We start from the raw sequence: 19,417 nt of genomic DNA on the forward strand, positions 1-19,417 counted from the left end.
AGGTCGGAGCACACGAAGAGCCGGGGCCGCCCCCTCTCGGAGAGGTGACGGCCCCGGCTCGCGTGCAGCGGTGATCAGGCGCTGGGCGCCAGGTAGAGCAGGCGGTTCGGGGAACCGGTGCCCGGGCTGGTCACCTTGCTCGGGGTCGACTGGCCGACCAGGTAGCTGGCGACCTGGGCCGGGGTGGCCGAGCGGTTGCCCTGGAGGTAGCGGGCCGCGGCGCCGGCGACGTGCGGCGTCGCCATGGAGGTGCCGCTGATGGTGTTGGTGGCGGTGTCACTGGTGTTCCACGCCGAGGTGATCGACGAGCCCGGCGCGAAGATGTCCAGCACCGAGCCGTAGTTCGAGTAGCTGGCGCGGGCGTCGGTGTTGGTGGTCGCGCCGACCGTGATGGCCTCGCTGACGCGGGCCGGGGAGTAGTTGGACGCGTTGGCGTTGCTGTTGCCCGCGGCGATGGCGTAGGTGACGCCCGCCGAGATCGACCGGCGCACGGCCGCGTCGATCGTGGTGGACACGCCGCCGCCGAGGCTCATGTTGGCCACGGCCGGCTTGACGTGGTTGTTGGTCACCCAGTCGATGCCCTCGATGACGTCGGCGGTGGTGCCGCTGCCCGCGTTGTTGAGCACGCGCACGCCGTAGACGGTGGCGCCCTTGGCAACGCCGTACTGGCTGCCCGCGATGGTGCCGGCGACGTGCGTGCCGTGGCCGTTGCCGTCCTGGGCGACGCTGTCGTTCTCCACGGCGTCGTAGCCGTTGCGGGCCCGGCCGCCGAAGGTGCTGTGGCTGATCCGCACGCCGGTGTCGATGATGTAGACGTTCACGCCCGAACCGGTGGAGGTGTAGCTGTAGGCGGAGTCCAGCGGCAGGTTGCGCTGGTCGATCCGGTCGAGGCCCCACGAGGGCGGGTTGGTCTGCGTGGCCTGGATGGTGAAGACCTGGTCCTGCTCGACGTACTCGACGGCCGGGTTGGCCGCGAGCCGCTTCGCCGCCGACTCGGGCAGCGACACGGCGAACCCGTTGAGCGCGCTGCGGAACACGGTGTCGACCTTGCCGCCGTACTGGCCCGCGAGGCCCTCGGCGGACGCGGAGGTGCCGTCCTTGAGCTTCACGATGAAGTGGTTCTGGACCTTGTGGGCCGCGTCGGCGGCGCGGATCTCGCCCTCGGCGGCCTGCGCCGGGGCGGCCAACAGGGAGGTCGCGGTGACGGCGAGCGCCGTCGCCCCGACGCCGGCCAGGAACCGGGCCTGTCGTGACTGTCGCATGCGGATTCCGTTCTTCGAACGGTGGCCCCAACGCACCCCGAGGAGCTTCGCAGGGCTCGGGGGTGACATTGGGCCACCTTGCCCTCGCTGACAGTCACCAAAGTAGGCAACGGAGGCGTTAACTCGGAAGTGTGAACATTTGCCAGTTGAACCCACAGCGTTAATAAACCGCCTGACCTGCGTGTTCCCATAATCCGAGAGCGCTCGCGTGACGGCGGCGCTACCGTCCGGACATGCGTTTGGAACCGGTCACCGAGGACAACTACCGGGCCGTCATCGGCCTGGAGGTCCACGAGGAGCAGCGGGCGTTCGTCGCGACGAACCTGAAGTCGATCGCGGACGCGTGGATCTACCGCCCGAAGTTGCAACCCCTTGCGCTGTTCAGCGGAGAGGAGCTGGTCGGGTTCACCCTCCTCGAACGCGACCGGCCGGAGGCGCTGCACGTGGTGCGGTTCATGGTCGACCGGCGTGCGCAGGGCCGCGGGCTCGGCCGCAAGGGCCTGGCCGCGATCGCCGACGTGGCGCGCTCCGAGGGCCGCACCGAGCTGGTGCTGAGCGTCGTCCCGGGCAACGCGGTGGCCCGCGGCCTGTACGCGGCGTTCGGCTTCACCGACACCGGCGAGGTGGACGGCGGCGAGCTCGTGATGCGCCACGTGCTCGCCCCGTCGACCCAGGCCCAGGCCCACCTCGCCGAGCAGTAGCTCAGCGGGTCGGCGACCAGTACAGCAGTCGGCCCCACGACAGCGGTGTCGACTCGGTGACCACCGCCGAGTGCACCTGCGCGGGCGTGGCGGTCGGGTTCAGTTCCAGGTGCCGCAGCGTCACGCCGGTGACGTACGCGGTGGACAGCGACGTGCCGCTGAGCGTGTTGGTGGCGGTGTCGCCGGTGTGCCAGGCCACCGTGATGTTCATGCCGTAGGCGTAGACGTCGACCACCGAGCCGTAGTTGGAGAACGTGGCCCGAGTGTCGGTCCGGGTGGCCGCGCCCGATGTCAGCGCCTCCCGCACGCGGGCGGGTGAGTAATTGGCCGCGTCGGCGTTGCTGCCGCCCGCGGTGACCGACGCGGTGACGCCCGCGGCGATCAGCCGGCGGACCGCGTCGTCCACCGCGGTCGACGCGCCGCCGCCCAGGCTCAGGTTGGCCGAGGCCGGCTTGACGTGGTTGCGCGCCACCCAGTCGATGCCCGCGATCACGCCCGCGGTCGTGCCGCTGCCCGAGCCGTTGAGCACCCGGACGCCGCACACCAGGGCCTGCTTCGCGACACCGTTCACGCGGCCCGCGATGAGGGAGGCGATGGCCGTGCCGTGGCCGTTGTCGTCCTGCGGCGTGGTGTCGTTGTCGACCGCGTCGTAGCCCGCGCACGTGCGGCCGGAGATCTCGGTGTGCGTGGTGCGCAGGCCGGTGTCGATGACGTACGCACGGGTGCGCGCACCGGTCGACGTGTAGGTGTAGTTGCCGTCGGTGGGCAGCGCGCGCTGGTCGATCCGGTCGAGGCCGAACGGCGCGTTGGTCTGCGTGGTGTGTGCCCGCACCACCTGGTCCTGCTCGACGTAGGCGACGGCCGGGTCGGCGGCGAGCCGGCGGGCCTGCTTCGGGGTGAGGGCGGCGGCGAAGCCGTGCAGCGCCGGGAACGACCGGGTGACGCGGCCGTCGAGCCGGGCGGTGACCGCGTCGGCGGCGGCCACGTCCTTCAGCTTGACGACGTAGCTGCCGGGAACGGCGGTGGGCGAGCCCGCGTGCAGCACCGCGCCTTCGGCGTGCGCCGGTGCGGTGAGGGTGACGGCGGCCAGGGCGGCTACGCCCAGGCCGGACAGCAGTGTGCGCATTGGCAGGGTCCTTTGCAGGGAGGGGACGTGACTACCGCGTGGGCGACCAGTGCAGGAGCCGCCCGCCCCACGGCGCCGGGCCCGGCTTGGTGAGCTCGGTCTGCACCAGGGCCGGGGTGGCGGTGGGGTCGCTCTGGAGGAACCGGGCGGCGACGCCGCTGACCAACCCGGTCGCCATCGACGTGCCGCTGAGCGTGGCGGTGGCGGTGTCGCTCGTGTGCCACGCCGACGTGATGCCGACCCCGGGCGCGTACAGGTCCACGCCGGTGCCGTAGTTGGAGAACGGGGCCCTGGCGTCGGTCTGCGCGTGGGCGCCCGACGTGACGGCTTCGGCGACCCGGGCGGGTGAGGTGCTGCCGACGTCGCCGTTGCTGCCGCCCGCCGTGACGGACGCGGTGACGCCCGAGGCGACCAGCCGCCGGACCGCGTCGTCCAGGGCGACCGACGCGGGACCGCCGAGGCTGAGGTTCGCCACGGCGGGGCGGCGGGCGTTGAGCCGCACCCAGTCCACGCCCGCCATGACGCCGGAGATCGTGCCGCTGCCCCGGGCGTCGAGCACCCGCACGCCCACCACCCGCGCGCCCTTCGCCACGCCGTGCGTGCTGCCGGCGATGAGGGCGGCGACGTGCGTGCCGTGGCCGTTGTCGTCCTGGGCGACGGAATCGTTCTCCACGGTGTCGTGGCCGTGCGCGGCCCGGCCGCCGAACTCGGCGTGGGTGACGCGGATGCCGGTGTCGATCACGTAGGCGGTGGCGCCCGCGCCCGTGGTGGTGTAGCTGTACGCGGTGTCCAGCGGCAGGGCGGGCTGGTCGATCCGGTCGAGCCCCCACGGGGCGTCGGGCTGGGTCGAGTTCGCGCGCACGACCTGGTCCTGCTCGACGTAGGCGACCGCGGGGTCGGCCGCCGGCCGGCGGGCCCGCGTCGGGGTGAGGGCGGCGGCGAAGCCGCCTAACGCGGCGAACCTGCGGGTGACCGACCCGTCGAGCGCGGTCGTCACGGCGTCGGCCGCGGCGGGGTCCTTCAGCTTGACGATGTAGCTGCCGGGCACCGCGCTGGGCGAGCCGGCGTTCAGGACGACGCCCTCGGCGTGGGCGGGCGCGGCCAGCAGGGTCGGGGTCGGCAGGGTCGGGGTCAGCAGGGTCGGGGTCAGGGCGGCCACGGCGAGGCCCGGTAAGAGCTTGCGCATACGGCTTTCCTCTGCGGGGTGAGGGATGCCCCGCGCGGATCACGCGCGGGGCTGCCAGTGTGGCCGACTCCGCCGCGCCGGTGGTCGCCCGAACGGGCGGTCGGTTCGGGTGACCGTCCACCGGTTCCGGCCGGCCGGAACCGCACAACGGCGGAGAAGCGCGCGCGACGCGGACCGACAACGTGATTGAGAACCGATTCAACGCTGTGGAGAAAATACGGTCGAAGGCCCTGTCGAAACGAGAGGCGAGCGCGTCCGCGGCCACTGCGGAGAAGTTCTTCGGGGTGAGTATGTAACCGTTGGCCCGGATCTTCGGTCCGCCGACCGGGCGGATGCCACCCCCGTACACCGCGACCGGGTCCGCCACCAGCGCGAACACCGGTGTCACGGGTATTGCGGGACGGGTCAACGTGACCTTCGGCATAGGGGTTGGCCACTCGCACCGGCAACGGCCGCCGGCGTCGCGTCCCGACCCGCGGTCGGAGCCCTCGCCCACCGGGGTGTGCCGCGCATCACCCCACGTACCCAAGGCCCTGGGCCGGTCCGCGTACCGGGACGGGGCCGGATGACCGAGCGCGGTGCGGCGATCGAGGGTACCGGGTTCTTCACACCGCTGCTGTTAATGAGAATTCAAACATTCCACAGCCGACCGGATTTTGCCGTCCGATTCGGTCAAATTCACGGCGGGAAACCCGATCGGCTGTACCGCACCGGCGATTTCGCACGATAACGTCGCTCGCCTTGTCCTTGGGAGAACGGAGCGAAGATGCCTACGCCAGTCGTCGGACCGGAATCGCGGACGCGCGATCCCCGACGGATCGAAGCGGGGGCCGACCCCTTCGCGGACGCATTGCGTGCGGCGATCCGCGCCAAAGGGCTCAGCCTGGAACGCATCCAGCACAAGCTGCGCACGCGGGGCGTCGCGGTCAGCATCGCCGCGCTGAGCTACTGGCAGTCCGGTCGCCGCCGACCGGAACGACCGGACTCGCTCACCGCCGTCAGCCACCTGGAGGAGATCCTCGACGTCGGGGTGGGCGGGTTGAGCTCGCTGCTCGGGCCGCCGCGACCGCGCGGCAAGGCCCGGCCCAGGACGCGCGTGTCCGGCCCGGAGGGCTGGGTCGGCGAGAGCGACTACGCGACCATCGCGGAGCTGCTGGCCGACATCGACACCAGCACCGACCAGGACCTGACCCGGCTGAGCCTGCGCGACCAGGTGGAGCTCGCGATGGACGGCAGCACCCGCCGGGTGCGGTCCCGGCAGGTGCTGCGCGCCGAGCGCTCGGGCGTCGACCGCGTGCTGCTCGGCTACGACACCCGCCTGCCCGGCGACCCGCTGCCGGTCATCGGCACGCTGCGCTCGTGCCGGCTGGGACGGGTGTCCGCCGACCCGCGCAACGGCCTGATGGTCGCCGAGCTGCTGCTCGACCGGCCGCTGCGGCGGGGCGAGCGGACCGCCGTCGAGTACGAGCTGATCCACGTCGCGCCACACCACCCGACGTTCGACAACACGCACTCGCGGCGGTTCCGCCACCCCGTGCGCGAGTACGTCCTGGAGGTCAGGTACGACTCACGGTGCCGACCCGTGCGTTGTGAACAATTCACGACCGGTTTGACCGGTGAAGGACCAACCGACGTGCGCGAGACCCCGGTGGACACGTGGGGCTACGCGTACGCGGTCGCGCTCGACTTCGGTCCCGGCGTGGTCGGCCTGCGCTGGGAATGGGCCTGACTCAATAGGAGCGCGGCAACTTCAACGTGTGCTGCGCCACGAAGTTCAGGATCATTTCCCGGCTGACCGGGGCGATGCGGGACAACCGGGACGCGGCCAGCATGGCGCCCAGTCCGTACTCGGACGACAGTCCGTTGCCGCCGTGGACCTGGATGGCCTGGTCCACCGCCCCCGCCACCGCCTCCCCCGCCGCGTACTTGGCCATGTTGGCCGCCTCACCAGCAGCCCGGTCCTCCCCAGCGTCGTAGAGAGCCGCGGCCTTCTGGGTCATCAGCCTCGCCAGCTCGACCTGGATCGCGCACTGCGCCAGCGGGTGCGCGATGCCCTGGTGCGCGCCGATCGGCGCGTCCCACACGGTCCTGGTGCGGGCGTACTCACTCGCCTGGTCGAGTGCGCGGCGGGCCATGCCGGTGGCGAACGACGCCGCCATGATCCGCTCCGGGTTCAGGCCGGCGAACAGCTGGGCCAGCCCCGCGTCCTCGGTGCCGACCAGCGCGTCCAGCGGCAGGCGCACGTCGTCGAAGAAGCAGGTGAACTGCTTCTCCGGCGACAGCACCTCCATCGGGATGTGCTGGTAGGTGAAGCCGGGCGCGTCCGTCGGCACGATCATCAAGGACGGGAGGAGCCGCTGTCCCCTGGCGTCGACGTGCCGGGCGACCACCATGACCGCCTCGACCTCGTCCACGCCCGAGATGAACGTCTTGCCGCCCTTGAGCACCCACTCGTCGCCGTCGCGGTGCAGCGCGGTGGCGAGCTTGTGGGAGTTGGAGCCCGCGTCGGACTCGGTGATGGCGAACGCCATCTTCGTGGTGCCGTCGGCGAACCCGGGCAGCCACCGCCGCTTCTGCTCGGCCGTGCCGAACCGGGCGATGACGGTGGCGCAGATGGCGGGCGAGACGACCGTCAGCAGCAGCGGGCAGCCCGCCCTGGCCAGCTCCTCGCACACGGCCGCCAGGTCGCCGATCCCGCCGCCACCGCCGCCGTACTCCTCCGGCACGGCCACGCCGAGGTAGCCGAGCCGGCCCGCCTCGGCCCACAGCTCGTCGGTCTTCTCCCCCGCCCTGGCCTTGGCGGTGAAGTACTCGTGGCCGTACTTGCCGGCGAGGTCGGCGACGGCCTCGCGCAACGCCCGCCGCTCTTCGCCCTCGGTGAAGTTGATCGTCACGACGCCTCCACAACCGCGAGCACGTCGCCCGCGTCGACCTGTTGCCCCGACCGCACCAGCACTTCCGCGACCGCGCCGCCGGTGGTGGCGAGCACGCGGTGCTCCATCTTCATCGCCTCCAGCACCAGCAGCTCCGCGCCGGCCTCGACCCGCTGCCCCGGCTCGACCGCGACCCGCACCACCGTGCCGGGCATGGGCGCGACCGTGGCGCCCTCGGTCACCTCGGCCCGGGGCTCCGGGAACCGGGGGCGGAGCGCGAGCGACACCGCGCCCACCTCCACGCGGTCGCCGTACACCGCGACCGGGTACGTCGTGCGGACGCCGTCGCGCTCGAACGTCACCTCGTCCGGCGACGCCGCGACCACGACGACGTCCAGGCTCGTCCGCACGCCGGCGCGGGTGTGCCGGTAGTCGACCTCCACCACGTCGTCGCCGTGCTCGAACGCGGTCCGCTGCGGCTGGGACGGCAGGTTGCGCCAGCCCGGCGGCAGGCCGGTGCGCCGCCGTTCGGCCAGGGCCAGGGCGGCGGCCAGCGCGGCGGGCCGCACGTCGACCGGCTCCGGGGTGGTGAGGCCGTGCTGGTCGAGGAAGCCGGTGTGGGTGTTGCCCGCGCCGAACTCGGGGTGCCGCAGCGTGCGGACGAGCAGGTCGCGGTTGGTGACCAGGCCGTGCAGCTCGGCGCGGTCCAGCGCGGCGGCCAGCTTGCGGACGGCGGCGTGCCGGGTCGGCGCCCACGCGATCACCTTGGCCAGCATGGGGTCGTAGTGCACGCCCACCTCGCTGCCGTCCTCCACGCCGCTGTCGACGCGCACGCCACCGGGCACGGCGAAGCGGTGCAGGGTGCCGCTCGCCGGCCGCCAGTCGTGCGCCGGGTCCTCGGCGTACAGGCGCGCTTCGACGGCGTGGCCGTTCGGGGTCGGTGGCTCGGCGGGCAGGCGCGCGCCCTCGGCGACGGCGAGCTGCCAGGCGACCAGGTCGAGGCCGAACACCTCCTCGGTGACCGGGTGCTCCACCTGGAGGCGGGTGTTGACCTCCAGGAAGTGGAACGAGCCGTCGTCGCTGAACAGGAACTCCACCGTGCCCGCGCCGACGTACCCGATGGCGCGGGCGGCCTTGGTGGCGGCGTCGACCAGCCGTTCCCGGGCCTGCGGCGTCACGGCCGGGCTCGGCGTCTCCTCGATGATCTTCTGGTGGCGGCGCTGGATGGAGCACTCCCGCTCCCCCAGCGCCCACACCGTGCCGTGCGCGTCGGCGAGCACCTGCACCTCGACGTGCCGCGCGTGCTCCAGCAGCGGTTCGCAGAACACCGTGCCGTCGCCGAACGCGGACTCGGCCTCGCGCCGGGCGGCGGCCACCTGCCCGGCCAGCTCGTCGGCGGACCGGACGACCCTCATGCCCCTCCCGCCGCCGCCCGCCGAAGCCTTGACCAGCAACGGGAACCGGTCGGCCGACTCGGGGTCGAGCTCCGGCAGCACCGGCACGCCGGCCGCGGCCATCCTCTTCTTCGCCGCCACCTTCGAGCCCATGGCCTCGACGACCTCGGGGTCCGGCCCGACCCACGTGAGCCCGGCGTCGAGCACGGCCCGCGCGAAGGAGGCGTTCTCGGACAGGAACCCGTAGCCGGGGTGCACCGCGTCCGCGCCGGCGGCGAGGGCGGCGGCCACCAGCGCGTCACCGCGCAGGTAGGTCTCGGCGGGCGTCGCGCCGGGCAGCCGCACGGCCGCGTCGGCTTCCCGGACGTGCGGCGAGCGCTCGTCGGGGTCGGAGAACACGGCGACCGGCGAGATGCCGACCTCGCGGCACGTGCGGATCACGCGTCGCGCGATCTCGCCCCGGTTGGCGATCAACAGCCTGCGGATCATCACGCCCTCACATCCGGAAGACGCCGTAGGTCTCGGCGCCCTTGATCGGTCCGCTGTGGATCGCCGACAGGCACAGGCCCAGCACGGTGCGGGTGTCGCGCGGGTCGATCACGCCGTCGTCGTAGAGGCGGCCGGAGAGGAAGGCGGCCACCGACTGCTGCTCGATCTGGTCCTCCACCATCCGGCGCACGGCCGCGTCGTGCTCGTCGTCGTAGTCCTGCCCCTTCGCGGCGGCGGCCTGGCGGGCGACGATCGACAGCACGCCGGCGAGCTGCTTGGGGCCCATCACGGCCGACTTGGCGTTGGGCCAGGTGAACAGGAACCTCGGGTCGTAGGCCCGGCCGCACATGCCGTAGTTGCCCGCGCCGTAGGACGCGCCCATCACGACGGTCAGGTGCGGCACGCGGCTGTTGGACACCGCGTTGATCATCATCGCGCCGTGCTTGATGATCCCGCCCTGCTCGTACTGCGCGCCGACCATGTACCCGGTCGTGTTCTGCAGGAACAGCAGGGGCGTGTCGCTCGCGTTGGCCAGCTGGATGAACTGCGCGGCTTTCTGCGCCTCCTCGCTGAACAGCACGCCGCGCGCGTTGGCCAGCACCCCGATCGGGTACCCGTGCAGGTCGGCCCAGCCCGTGACCAGGCTGGTGCCGTAGTCGGGCTTGAACTCGTCGAACCGCGACCCGTCCACGATCCGGGCGATCACCTCGCGCGGGTCGAACGGCACGCGCAGGTCGGTCGGCACCAGCCCGAGCAGGTCTTCCTCGTCGTGCAGCGGCGGCTCGACGGCTTTCGGGGCGGGGCCGAGCTTGCGCCGGTTCAGCCGGGCCACCACGCGGCGGGTGAGCCGGATCGCGTCCACCTCGTCCTCGGCGACGAAGTCTGCCAACCCCGAGGTGGTGCCGTGCATCCGCGCGCCGCCCAGCGACTCGTCGTCGGACTCCTCCCCCGTGGCCATCTTGACCAGCGGCGGACCACCGAGGAACACCTTCGAGCGGTCCTTGATCATCACCACGTAGTCCGACATCCCGGGCACGTACGCGCCGCCCGCGGTCGCGTTGCCGAACACCGTGCTGATCGTCGGGATGCCCGCCGCCGACAGCCGGGTCAGGTCGCGGAACGCCCGCCCGCCCGGGATGAAGATCTCGCTCTGGCTCGGCAGGTCCGCACCGCCCGACTCGACCAGCCCGATCAGCGGCAGCCGGTTGGCCAGCGCGATGTCGTTGGCCCGGAACGTCTTGCGCAACGTCCACGGGTTGCTCGCGCCGCCGCGCACGGTCGGGTCGTTGGCCACGATCACGCACTCGACGCCCTCGACCACCCCGATCCCGGTCACCACGCTCGCGCCCACCGGGTAGTCGGTGCCCCACGCGGCCAGCGGCGACAGCTCCAGGAACGGGCTGTCCGGGTCCACCAGCAGCTCGATCCGCTCGCGCGCGAGCAGCTTGCCGCGCTTGTGGTGCCGCTCGGTGTACTTGGGGCCGCCGCCCGCGAGCGCCTTGGCCTGCTCGGCGTCCAGCTCCGCGATCCGGTCCAGCAACGCCGCGCGGTTGGCCGCGTGCTCGGGCGACCGGCGGTCGACCGCCGTGCGCAACACACTCATGCCGTGTACCCCAATCGCCGCGCCGCCAGCTCCGTCATCACCTCGGTCGCGCCGCCCCCGATGCCGAGGATGCGCGCGTCCCGGTAGTGCCGCTCGACCTCGGTGTCGCGGAGGTAGCCGGCGCCGCCGTGCAGCTGGACGGCCGCGTCCACCACGAACGAGCACGCCTCCACGGCCGCGTTCTTCGCGAAGCACACCTGCGCCACCACCTCCTCGCCGGCGGCCACCCGCACCGCCACCTCGCGGGTGTACGTGCGGGCGAGGTCGATGCGCTGCGCCATGTCCACCAGCCGGTGGCGGACCACCTGACGCCCGATGAGCGGCCTGCCGAACGTCTCCCGCTGCCGCACGTGGGACAGCGCCAGGTCGAGGCACCGCTGGGCGGTCGCGTAAGCCTGCACGGCCAGCGAGATCCGCTCCACCTGGAACTGGCGCATGACCAGCGCGAACCCGCCGTTCTCCGGCCCGACCAGGTTGGCCGCCGGCACGCGGGCGTCCACGAAGGACAGCTCGGCGGTGTCGGAGCAGTGCCAGCCCATCTTCTCCAGCCGGCGGTCCACCGCGAACCCCGGCGTGCCCTTCTCGACCACCAGCAGGCTGATGCCCTGGTGGCCCGGACCGCCGGTGCGCACGGCCGTGGTCACGAAGTCGGCCCGGTCACCCGAGGTGATGAACGTCTTCGTCCCGTTCACCACGTAGGTGTCACCGTCCCGACGTGCCGTGGTGCGCAGGGCCGCCACGTCCGAACCACCACCCGGTTCGGTGATCGCGAGCGACCCGATCAGCTCACCGGCCAACGTCGGCCGCACGAACCGGTCGATCAGGTCGGGGTCGCCGGCGTCCACGATGTGCGGCACCGCGATGCCGTGCGTGAGCAGCCCCGCGACCAGCCCGGACGACCCGCCGGCCTGGATCAGCTCCTCGGTGGCCACGACGGTGTCGAGCAGGTCGCCCGCGCCGCCGACGGACTCCGGGAACCCGAGCCCCAGCAACCCGATGCCGGCCGCCGTGCGGTGCAGCGAGCGGGGCAGCTCGCCGGCGCGCTCCCAGTCCGCGAGGTGCGGCACGACCTCCCGCTCGGTGAACCTGCGCACCACGGCCCGCAGGTCGCGGCGCTCCGGCGTCTCGAACAGCTCCGACGTGGCGGTCACAGCAGCGCCTCCGGGATCTCCACGTGCCGGGAGCGCAGCCACTCGCCCAGCGCCTTGGCCTGCGGGTCGGACCGGGTGGACGAGGCGACGCCGGCGCCGAGCAGGCCGTGCAGCACGAAGTTCAGCGCCCGCAGGTTCGGCAGCTCGTACCGGTCGACCTCGCCCGCCTCGGGCAGCAGCTCCTTCAGCCGCCGGACGGTCAGCTCGGCGCGCAGCCACTCGTACTGCGCGTCCGTGCGCACCCACACGCCGAGGTTGGCGTCACCGCCCTTGTCGCCGGAGCGCGCTCCGGCGATGGCACCCAAGGGGACTCTCATACTTCGACCACCTTCCCGTCGGGCAGCACGGCCCGGTGCGGCACCGACGACCGCGGCACGTACGCGGCCCGGTAGACGCCGAACGGCGTGCCGTCGCCGGGCGGCGCGGTGACGTGGAAACCGGGGTAGGACGCCAGCGCCAGCTCGATGCCCGCCCGCGAGAACGCCTTGGCCCGCTTGGGGTCCGGCGTCTTGACCGTGACGTGCAGCAGCGCGCTCGCCGTTTCCTCGGTGTCCGCGTCGGGGTGGTCGGTCCGGGCCAGCGTCCAGGTCAGGCCCTCGGCCCCGATCGCGGACTCCAGCTGGTGGCGGACCAGGTCCGCCTTGGCCTCGACGTCCAGCCCGGTCAGCACGAACGTGGTGGAGTTGCGGAAGCCGCCCAGCGCGTTCAGGCAGACCTTGAGCGTGTCGGGCGGCGGCGAGCCCTTCGTGCCCGAGATCCGCACGCCCCGGTCGTGCGGGTCGAGGCGGATCGTGTCGAAGTGGCTCACCACGTCCGGTCCGGGGTAGGCGGGCGCGCCGATCTCGTAGAGCAGTTGCGCGGTGACGGTGTCGACGGTGACCGCGCCGCCCGTGCCGTCGTGCTTGGTGATCACCGCCGAGCCGTCCGCCTCGACCTCCGCGATCGGGAAGCCCGGCCTGGTCGCGTCGATCTCGGTGAAGAACGAGTAGTTGCCGCCGGTGGCCTGCGCGCCGCACTCCAGCACGTGGCCCGCGACCGTCGCGCCGGCCAGCGCGTCGAAGTCGTCCCGGCGCCAGCCGAAGTGCGCGGCGGCCGGCCCGACGACCAGCGACGCGTCGGTGACCCGCCCGGTGACCACGACGTCCGCGCCCGCGTTCAGGCACTCGGCGATGCCCCACGCGCCCAGGTAGGCGTTGGCGGTCAGGGCTTCGGGGAACCGGTCGCGCACGTCGTCGCCGGTCACGTGGGCGACCTTCGCGCCGAGCCCGAGCCGGTCGATCGCCTCGGCCAACCCCTCCGGGTTCACCCCGCCCGCGTTGGAGACGATCTTCACGCCGCGGGCCAGGGCGTCGGCCAGGTTCTCCTCGAGCTGGCGCAGGAACGTGCGGGCGTAGCCGAGGGAGGCGTCCTTCACCCGGTCGCGGCCGAGGATGAGCATGGTCAGCTCGGCCAGGTAGTCGCCGGTGAGCACGTCGAGCTCGCCGCCGGTCAGCATCTCGCGGACGGCGGAGAACCGGTCGCCGTAGAAGCCGGAGGCGTTGCCGATCCGGATCACGACCGCTCCCTCTCCCGACCGGGGCCGGGCGGACCCGCGAACGCCTGCGCGATCGGCAGCCACGCCCGCGCGTGGTCGCCGACCGCCGTCACGGCGAGGTCGTCGCGGTGCCGCCGCTGGGTGGCCAGCAGGCAGAAGTCCACGGCGGGACCGGTGATCCGGTCCTCGGCGTCCGCCGGGCCCCAGGTCCACAGGTCGCCCTCCGGCCCGAGCAGCTCCACCCGGAGCGGGACCTGCGGCACCGGCAGGCCGTTGACCAGGAACGACCAGCCGAACGCGCGGACCGCGATGTGCGCGACGTGCTTGAGCCGGTCGGTCGGCTCACGGGTGGCGCCGAGGGCGTCGGCCACGTCCTGGCCGTGCGCCCAGGTCTCCATCAACCGGGCGGTGGCCATCGACACGGGGCTCATCGGCGGACCGAACCACGGCACCTTCACGCCCGGCGGCACGGCTCGCAGCGCCTCCGCCAGCTCGTTGCGCCCCTCCCGCCACTGCTCCAGGGTGACGGGCTCCCGCGCACCCTCGTCCACCATGTCCGGCGTGGCCCGCTTCACCGCTTCGGCGAACGCCTCCGGGTCGCGCGCGGCGAGCACGGAGATGCGGTCGGTCCAGTTCAGGTGGCTGATCTGGTGGGCGATCGTCCAGCCCGGCGCGGGGGTGGGGACCGACCAGTCGTCCAGCGGGGCGACGAGGGCGTCCAGCACCTCGCTCTCGGTGTGCAGGTCGATCAGGATCTCGTCGATCACAGCGACTCCTCCAGCATCCGCGCCCAGTGCCGGATGATCCGGCTCCGCCGCTTGCCGTCGTCGGTGAGCTGGTTGGCCAGCGCGAGGCCGCGCACCAGGTCCAGGGTGAGCTGCACGGTCTCGCGGACGCCCGGCTTGGTCTCGTCGGCGTCCAGCAGCTCGACGGCCAACCGGTGGGTTTCGCGGCCGAGGCGGGCCTCCAGCGGCACCACCACGGTCTTCAGCTCGGGGTCGGTGCGCGCGGCGACCCACAGTTCGAGCGCGGCGGTGAACAGGTCGCTGGCGTAGAAGTCGGCGATCAGCTCGACCACCGCGACGGTGCTGCCGTTGACCTGCCGCGCGCGTTCCTTGAGGTCGATCACGCTCTCCGCGCCGAGGTGCTCGACGGCGGCGGCGACGAGCTCGCCGCGGGTGCGGAAGTGGTGCAGTTGAGCGCCGCGCGACACGCCGGCGCGTTCGGCCACCACGGTCGTCGTGGTGCCCGCCCAGCCGCGCTCGACCAGGCACTCGACGGTGGCCTGCATGAGCTTGCGCCGGGTCTCGCGGCTGCGGTCGGCCTGGCTGCGGCCTTCCCGCTGCCCGGTTCCGGTGGACATGCGGCGAGTGTCCGCGCCAACTAACAAACAGTCAAGACTGATTGTTAGTTGGCGCGGACGGGCCGGGAGTTACCAGCCGCCCTGGACCATCGTCTGGAACAGCCACTTCCCGTCGGTCTTCACCAGCAGGTCGCCGTACCGCACGACCTGCGAGAACTCCCCGGCGGTGATGGTCGCGTCGGTGATCACGAACACCAGGTTCGCGTTGACGAACACCGGCGTGCGGACGGACTCCATCTGCACGTCACCGTCGCCCAGGGTCGCCCCCATGTCGTCGAGGAACCTCGCCCGGTCCCACGACTGCGCCGACCCGTCGGTCACCGCGTTGACCGGGAACAACGCCATGTCGGCCATCCCCTCCACGTCCTTGGCCACGGCCAAGGCGTCCCACTGCTCGAACCACGCGAGCACACCCGCCACGTCGTCGTCGGTCGGCACGAACCCCGCTCCACTACCCGGCACAGCCTGCATGCCGTACAGCGTACCGTACGCCGTACGGCAGACCGGCCCGGCGCGTCCGAACAGCGGTTCTGTTCCGATTCAGCGCCTTGTTGGATGGGGCTGGAGAGGAGGTCGGCGTGGGCGCACCGCGGTGGGCACGGCTGCGCGACCGGCTCGACGGCGAGCTCAACCGGCCGGAGGACCCCGCGTACGACACCGCGCGATCTCCGCGTCGCCTCACGTGCGACTGGCTGCCCGCCGCGCGGGTGGTCACGGTCGACAGCCGGGTGATCACGGCGTCGGAGGACCGCGAACCCGACCTGTTCTGGGCGCTGCGCGGCTGGCAGCCGTGGAGCGTGGCGCTGCCCGAGGAGGTGTCCGCGGTGTGCGTGGTCCGCGCGGGCGGTTCCGCCGAGGTGCGGGGGTGCGCGATCGGCCCGGCCGCCGCGCTGCGCGCTCGGGTGGCACGGCTGCTCGACGTGGTCGGCGCGCACCCGCCGGTGGAGGCCGTCGAGGTCGACTACCCGACCGCCATGCGGATCATGACCGGCGAGCAGCCGACGCGCAACGCGTTCCGGCAGTCGTCGCGGATGGCGGAGGTCCTGTGGCCCGACCCGGACGCGGTGGCGGCGACGGTGCGCGGCCGGGACAGCGCGTTGCTCATCGTCGGCGCTCTGGGCGGTGCGGTCGACCGGCTCGGGCCGACCGACACGGCCTGTCCGCACCGGGGCGCGCCGACGTCGGGGTCGGCCGCGGCACCTACATCAACTACCTGGACCCGGAGCAGGACGACTGGGCCGAGACGGCCTACCGGCACAACCTGCCCCGGCTCCGGGAGGTGGCACACCGGTACGACCCGGACGGCGTGCTGCGGTTCGCGCGGGTGGTGCGGTGATCGGGGTCAGGCGCTGACGAGGAGGTCGGTGTGGTGGTTTCGCGACGGGGACTGTTGCGGTGGGCGGGCGCGGCGGCGGGGGTGGCGGCGCTCGCCGGCACGGGGGCGCGGCCGGCGAGGTGGGGGCGGTTGCGGGCGCACCTGGCCGGTGAGCTGCTGCTCCCCGGTGACGACGGCTACGAGGCGGCCAGGCTGCCGTTCAACTCGCTGTTCGACCACCACCGGCCGGCCGCGATCGCCCGCTGCGTGCGACCGGAGGACGTGCAGCGGTGCCTGGAGGAGGCTCGGCACGTCGGCATCCGCGTCGCCGCGCGCAGCGGCGGGCACAGCTACGCCGCCTACTCGACGCCGCACCAGGGGTTGGTGGTGGACCTCGCGCCGATGAACGGCGTCGAGGTCCGGCCCGACGGCACGGCCGTGGTCGGCGCGGGCGCCCGCCTCGGGGACGTCTACGCCGCGCTGGCGGCGGCGGGCCGGTGCCTGCCGCTGGGCAACTGCCCGTCGGTCGGCATCGCGGGCCTCACCCTGGGCGGCGGTCTCGGCTGGGTGGACCGCACGTTCGGCCTCACGTGCGACTGGCTGCGCGCCGCGCGGGTGGTCACCGTGGACAGCCGGGTGATCACGGCGTCGGAGGACCGCGAGCCCGACCTGTTCTGGGCGTTGCGCGGCGGCGGGGGCGGCAACTTCGGCGTGGTCACGTCGTTCGAGTTCGCCACCGCGCCGGTGCCGGAGGTGTTCACGGTGTTCCGGCTGAGGTTCCCGGCCGGGTCGGCGGCGGACGTGCTCGGGGCGTGGCAGCCGTGGGCCGCGGCGGCGCCCGAGCACCTGTCCAGCACCTGCGTGGTGCTGCCGGACGGCTCGGTGGACCTCGTCGGCTGCTCGACCGGCCCCGCCGCGCCGCTGCGCGCCGAACTGGCCCGGCTGGAGGTCGACGGGCTGCTGGAGCACGCCGAGGTCGACTACCCGACCGCGACGGCGATCATGACCGCCGGCCAGCCGGCCCGCAACGCCTTCCGGGCGTCGTCGCGGATCTCCGACGGCCTGTGGGACGACCCGGCGGCGGTGGCGGCCACGGTGCGGGGCGCGGCCGGCGCGCTGCTCATCGTCGGCGCGCTCGGCGGCGCGATCGACCGGGTCGGACCGGCGGACACGGCCTACCCCCACCGCGGCGCGCCGACGTCCGTCGAGGTGTTCGGCACCGTCGGCGACCTGCCTCCCGAGCAGGTCGGGCGCGAGGTGGACGACGCGCAGTCGGCGTTGGCGGGCTTGATCGGCACCGGCACCTACGTCAACTACCTGGACCCGGAGCAGGAGGACTGGGCGCGGACGGCGTACCGGCACAACCTGCCCCGGCTCCGGGCCGTGGCGCGGCGCTACGACCCGGACCGGGTGCTGCGGTTCCCCCAGGCGGTGCGCTGAGCGTTGAATTCAGGGGTCCTGAGCGTAGGACTCTCGGGACCTGAACGTGGGACTCTCGGGTCAGAGGAGGGTGAGCTGGTCCTGGACGACGGGAGCGGGCGGGGTCGAGGACGGCAGGCTGCCTTCCGGCCACAGGCCCTCGTCGTCGCCGGGCACGCCGACCGCGTCCCGCTTGCCGCGCGCGTCCAGGCCGTGCCGCTCCAGCAGCGGTCGGATGCGCGCGGCCAGCCACCGCCGGTACCGGGCGTCCACGTAGGACCCGCGCGCGTACAGGCCGCGGTAGTCGTCCACCAGGTCCGGCCGCTCGCGCACCAGCCACCGGGCGAACCACTCGCGCGCGCCCGGCCGCAGGTGCAGCGGCAGCACCGTCACGCCGGTCGCGCCCGCCTCGGCGATCGAGGCCAGCAACGCGTCCAGCTGCTCCTCGGAGTCGGTCAGCTTCGGCAGCACCGGCGCGACGAACACCCCGCACGGCAACCCCGCGTCCCGCACCCGGCGCACGAGCTCCAGCCGCGCCTGGGGGCTGGGCGTGCCCGGTTCCAGGCCCGACTGGAGCTCGCGGTCCAGCAGGGCCAGCGACACGCCGATGCCCACCGGCACCGACGACGCGGCCTCGGCCAGCAGCGGGACGTCCCGCGACAGCACGGTGCCCTTGGTCAGGATCGAGAACGGCGTGCCCGAGTCGGCCAGCGCCCGGATGATGCCCGGCATCAGCCGGTAGCGGCCCTCGGCCCGCTGGTACGGGTCGGTGTTCGTGCCCATGGCCACGTGCTCGCGCCGCCACCGCTTCGACCGCAGCTGCGTCCGCAGCACCTCGACCGCGTTGACCTTCACCACGACCTGGGTGTCGAAGTCGCGGCCGGCGTCCAGGTCGAGGTAGGTGTGCGTGTTGCGGGCGAAGCAGTTGTGGCTGACCAGGCCGTTGGCCACGAAGTCGCCGGTGCCGGTGGTGATGTCGTACAACGTCCGCGTCACGCCCAGCGACTCCACCGACACGACCACCAGCCCGGGCGCCAGCGGCACCGCCATGCCCTCGACCGCGTTGCCGCGCGGGATCACCGGGCACACCAGGTGCAGGAACCGCAGCCGCTCGGCCAGCCCGCCGACGATCCGCACCCCGCGCACCTCGACCACGTGGGACACGCGCAACCGCGTCAACGCCCGCACCGCCTCCTCGAACACCGCGCTGTCCGAACTGGACACGACCAGCTCGCCGCCGGTCGAGCTGCCGCGCGCGTCGAACAGGCCGGCCAGGAAGCCCTTCGACCACTCCTCCCCCGGCGCGGCCGGCCACCGCACCAGCTCGTTCTCGCGCGGCACCCGGCCGCCGGCGAACTCGCGCACGCGCGCCAGGACGTCCGGGTGGCTGGGCAGCCCGCCGCGCACCGCGCCCCACAGGTAGCCGGTGCGGTACTCGTCGCCCTGCGCGGGCGGCGCGGCGAACCGACCCGTGCCGACCAGCCGCGCGCCCTTGACCAGGTGCGGGCGCTCCTCGAAGTCGTCGCACCGGCCCGGCGTCAGGTGCTTCCAGCCCTCGTCGGTGAGGAACCGGTGGTCGCCGCCCGCCACGACCTGCGTGCCGTCGCCCAACGTGAGCCGGTAGGCGGGCTTGGTCGTCTTCCAGTGCGCCCGCACGCGGGTGACCACGAACCGGCCCTCCCGCGTGCCGAACACCTCCTCGCCCACGGCCAGCTCGGCGATGGGCTTGGTGCGGCCGTCGGCCAGCAGCACGGGCGTGTCACCGGTCAGGCAGTACGTGCAGCCGTGCGTGCAGCCGCGGTACGGGTTGACCGTCCAGCCGAACGGCAGGCCGCCGCCGGGGACCTTGTTGAGCACGGACTTGGCGTTCACCTCGTGGAACACGACGTCGGCGAAGTCGGGAGTTCGTACGCTGCGCACCAGCCCCGGCAAACCCGGCAGAGCCTGCTGCCGGTCCGCCCCGTCCTTCTGCCCGTCCCATCGCATGTCCACATTCGAACA

15 protein-coding genes and 1 pseudogene are annotated in these 19,417 nt (G+C 73.1%); 4 read left to right on the top strand and 12 right to left on the bottom strand.

What is annotated here, in order from left to right; all coding sequences use genetic code 11:
- Positions 1-74 precede the first annotated feature (74 nt).
- Positions 75-1,262 carry a S8 family peptidase gene (locus ACIQMJ_RS17925; protein WP_499762080.1) on the bottom strand — a complete coding sequence of 396 codons (1,188 nt, stop codon included), beginning with the start codon at positions 1,260-1,262 and terminating at the stop codon, positions 75-77.
- Positions 1,263-1,495: 233 nt separating this feature from the next.
- Here ACIQMJ_RS17925 and ACIQMJ_RS17930 point away from each other — a divergent pair, with 233 nt between their 5' ends.
- Entirely contained in the window at positions 1,496-1,963 is a 468-nt protein-coding gene (locus tag ACIQMJ_RS17930; protein WP_499762081.1) for a GNAT family N-acetyltransferase, read from the top strand.
- A 1-nt stretch (position 1,964) separates the two neighbouring features.
- Here ACIQMJ_RS17930 and ACIQMJ_RS17935 read toward each other — a convergent pair whose 3' ends face one another.
- Positions 1,965-3,089: a S8 family peptidase gene (locus tag ACIQMJ_RS17935; protein WP_499762082.1), complete on the bottom strand. Its 1,125-nt coding sequence runs from the start codon at positions 3,087-3,089 to the stop codon at positions 1,965-1,967.
- 31 nt (positions 3,090-3,120) lie between these two features.
- Positions 3,121-4,275 (bottom strand): S8 family peptidase, encoded by a 1,155-nt coding sequence (locus tag ACIQMJ_RS17940; protein WP_499762083.1) that lies wholly within the window; start codon positions 4,273-4,275, stop codon positions 3,121-3,123.
- Positions 4,276-5,125: 850 nt separating this feature from the next.
- Here ACIQMJ_RS17940 and ACIQMJ_RS17945 point away from each other — a divergent pair.
- A complete protein-coding gene (locus ACIQMJ_RS17945) occupies positions 5,126-6,004 on the top strand; it encodes a hypothetical protein (protein ID WP_499762084.1) in 879 nt (292 codons plus the stop codon).
- Between the two features lies 1 nt (position 6,005).
- Here the strand turns inward: ACIQMJ_RS17945 and ACIQMJ_RS17950 are convergent, their stop codons facing one another.
- The 8 genes and pseudogenes from ACIQMJ_RS17950 to ACIQMJ_RS17985 form a co-directional block, all read right to left on the bottom strand.
- On the bottom strand, positions 6,006-7,163 hold the full coding sequence (locus tag ACIQMJ_RS17950) for an acyl-CoA dehydrogenase family protein (RefSeq protein WP_499762461.1): 1,158 nt from the start codon (positions 7,161-7,163) through the stop codon (positions 6,006-6,008).
- Between the two features lie 2 nt (positions 7,164-7,165).
- On the bottom strand, positions 7,166-9,031 hold the full coding sequence (locus ACIQMJ_RS17955) for an acetyl/propionyl/methylcrotonyl-CoA carboxylase subunit alpha (RefSeq protein WP_499762085.1): 1,866 nt from the start codon (positions 9,029-9,031) through the stop codon (positions 7,166-7,168).
- Between the two features lie 7 nt (positions 9,032-9,038).
- Positions 9,039-10,634, bottom strand: coding sequence for an acyl-CoA carboxylase subunit beta (locus tag ACIQMJ_RS17960; protein WP_499762086.1), 1,596 nt, complete (start codon positions 10,632-10,634; stop codon positions 9,039-9,041).
- Positions 10,631-11,785, bottom strand: a complete 1,155-nt coding sequence (locus ACIQMJ_RS17965) for an acyl-CoA dehydrogenase family protein (protein ID WP_499762087.1) — start codon at positions 11,783-11,785, stop codon at positions 10,631-10,633. Before ACIQMJ_RS17965 ends, ACIQMJ_RS17960 begins: the two co-directional genes overlap by 4 nt.
- Positions 11,782-13,280: pseudogene (locus ACIQMJ_RS17970) on the bottom strand (acyclic terpene utilization AtuA family protein). The gene ACIQMJ_RS17965 and the pseudogene ACIQMJ_RS17970 overlap by 4 nt, the downstream one beginning before the upstream one ends.
- Before the next feature lie 56 nt (positions 13,281-13,336).
- The gene (locus ACIQMJ_RS17975) at positions 13,337-14,086 is read right to left on the bottom strand and encodes a TIGR03084 family metal-binding protein (RefSeq protein ID WP_499762088.1); all 750 of its coding nucleotides are present in this window, start codon (positions 14,084-14,086) and stop codon (positions 13,337-13,339) included.
- Positions 14,083-14,682 carry a TetR/AcrR family transcriptional regulator gene (locus ACIQMJ_RS17980; RefSeq protein WP_499762089.1) on the bottom strand — a complete coding sequence of 200 codons (600 nt, stop codon included), beginning with the start codon at positions 14,680-14,682 and terminating at the stop codon, positions 14,083-14,085. The genes ACIQMJ_RS17975 and ACIQMJ_RS17980 overlap by 4 nt, the downstream gene beginning before the upstream one ends.
- Before the next feature lie 69 nt (positions 14,683-14,751).
- Positions 14,752-15,153, bottom strand: a complete 402-nt coding sequence (locus ACIQMJ_RS17985) for a nuclear transport factor 2 family protein (RefSeq protein ID WP_499762090.1) — start codon at positions 15,151-15,153, stop codon at positions 14,752-14,754.
- A 574-nt stretch (positions 15,154-15,727) separates the two neighbouring features.
- Between ACIQMJ_RS17985 and ACIQMJ_RS17990 the strand changes: the two genes are divergently transcribed.
- Both ACIQMJ_RS17990 and ACIQMJ_RS17995 read left to right on the top strand, forming a co-directional pair.
- Complete coding sequence (locus ACIQMJ_RS17990) at positions 15,728-16,018, top strand: BBE domain-containing protein (protein WP_499762091.1); 291 nt, start codon at positions 15,728-15,730, stop codon at positions 16,016-16,018.
- Positions 16,019-16,048: 30 nt separating this feature from the next.
- Positions 16,049-17,437: an FAD-binding oxidoreductase gene (locus ACIQMJ_RS17995; protein ID WP_499762092.1), complete on the top strand. Its 1,389-nt coding sequence runs from the start codon at positions 16,049-16,051 to the stop codon at positions 17,435-17,437.
- Between the two features lie 60 nt (positions 17,438-17,497).
- Here ACIQMJ_RS17995 and ACIQMJ_RS18000 read toward each other — a convergent pair whose 3' ends face one another.
- Positions 17,498-19,402 carry an intein-containing Rv2578c family radical SAM protein gene (locus tag ACIQMJ_RS18000; protein WP_499762093.1) on the bottom strand — a complete coding sequence of 635 codons (1,905 nt, stop codon included), beginning with the start codon at positions 19,400-19,402 and terminating at the stop codon, positions 17,498-17,500.
- Positions 19,403-19,417: the final 15 nt, after the last annotated feature.

The sequence above is a fragment of the Actinosynnema sp. NPDC091369 genome, from assembly GCF_044757065.1.
GTDB lineage: Bacteria > Actinomycetota > Actinomycetes > Mycobacteriales > Pseudonocardiaceae > Actinosynnema.

Coding starts and splice junctions, on each gene's coding strand:
- ACIQMJ_RS17985 (WP_499762090.1), bottom strand. CDS start 15,153: ATGCAGGCTGTGCCGGGTAGTGGAGCGGGGTTCGTGCCGACCGACGAC.
- ACIQMJ_RS17935 (WP_499762082.1), bottom strand. CDS start 3,089: ATGCGCACACTGCTGTCCGGCCTGGGCGTAGCCGCCCTGGCCGCCGTC.
- ACIQMJ_RS17960 (WP_499762086.1), bottom strand. CDS start 10,634: ATGAGTGTGTTGCGCACGGCGGTCGACCGCCGGTCGCCCGAGCACGCG.
- ACIQMJ_RS18000 (WP_499762093.1), bottom strand. CDS start 19,402: ATGCGATGGGACGGGCAGAAGGACGGGGCGGACCGGCAGCAGGCTCTG.
- ACIQMJ_RS17930 (WP_499762081.1), top strand. CDS start 1,496: ATGCGTTTGGAACCGGTCACCGAGGACAACTACCGGGCCGTCATCGGC.
- ACIQMJ_RS17980 (WP_499762089.1), bottom strand. CDS start 14,682: ATGTCCACCGGAACCGGGCAGCGGGAAGGCCGCAGCCAGGCCGACCGC.
- ACIQMJ_RS17940 (WP_499762083.1), bottom strand. CDS start 4,275: ATGCGCAAGCTCTTACCGGGCCTCGCCGTGGCCGCCCTGACCCCGACC.
- ACIQMJ_RS17955 (WP_499762085.1), bottom strand. CDS start 9,031: ATGATCCGCAGGCTGTTGATCGCCAACCGGGGCGAGATCGCGCGACGC.
- ACIQMJ_RS17925 (WP_499762080.1), bottom strand. CDS start 1,262: ATGCGACAGTCACGACAGGCCCGGTTCCTGGCCGGCGTCGGGGCGACG.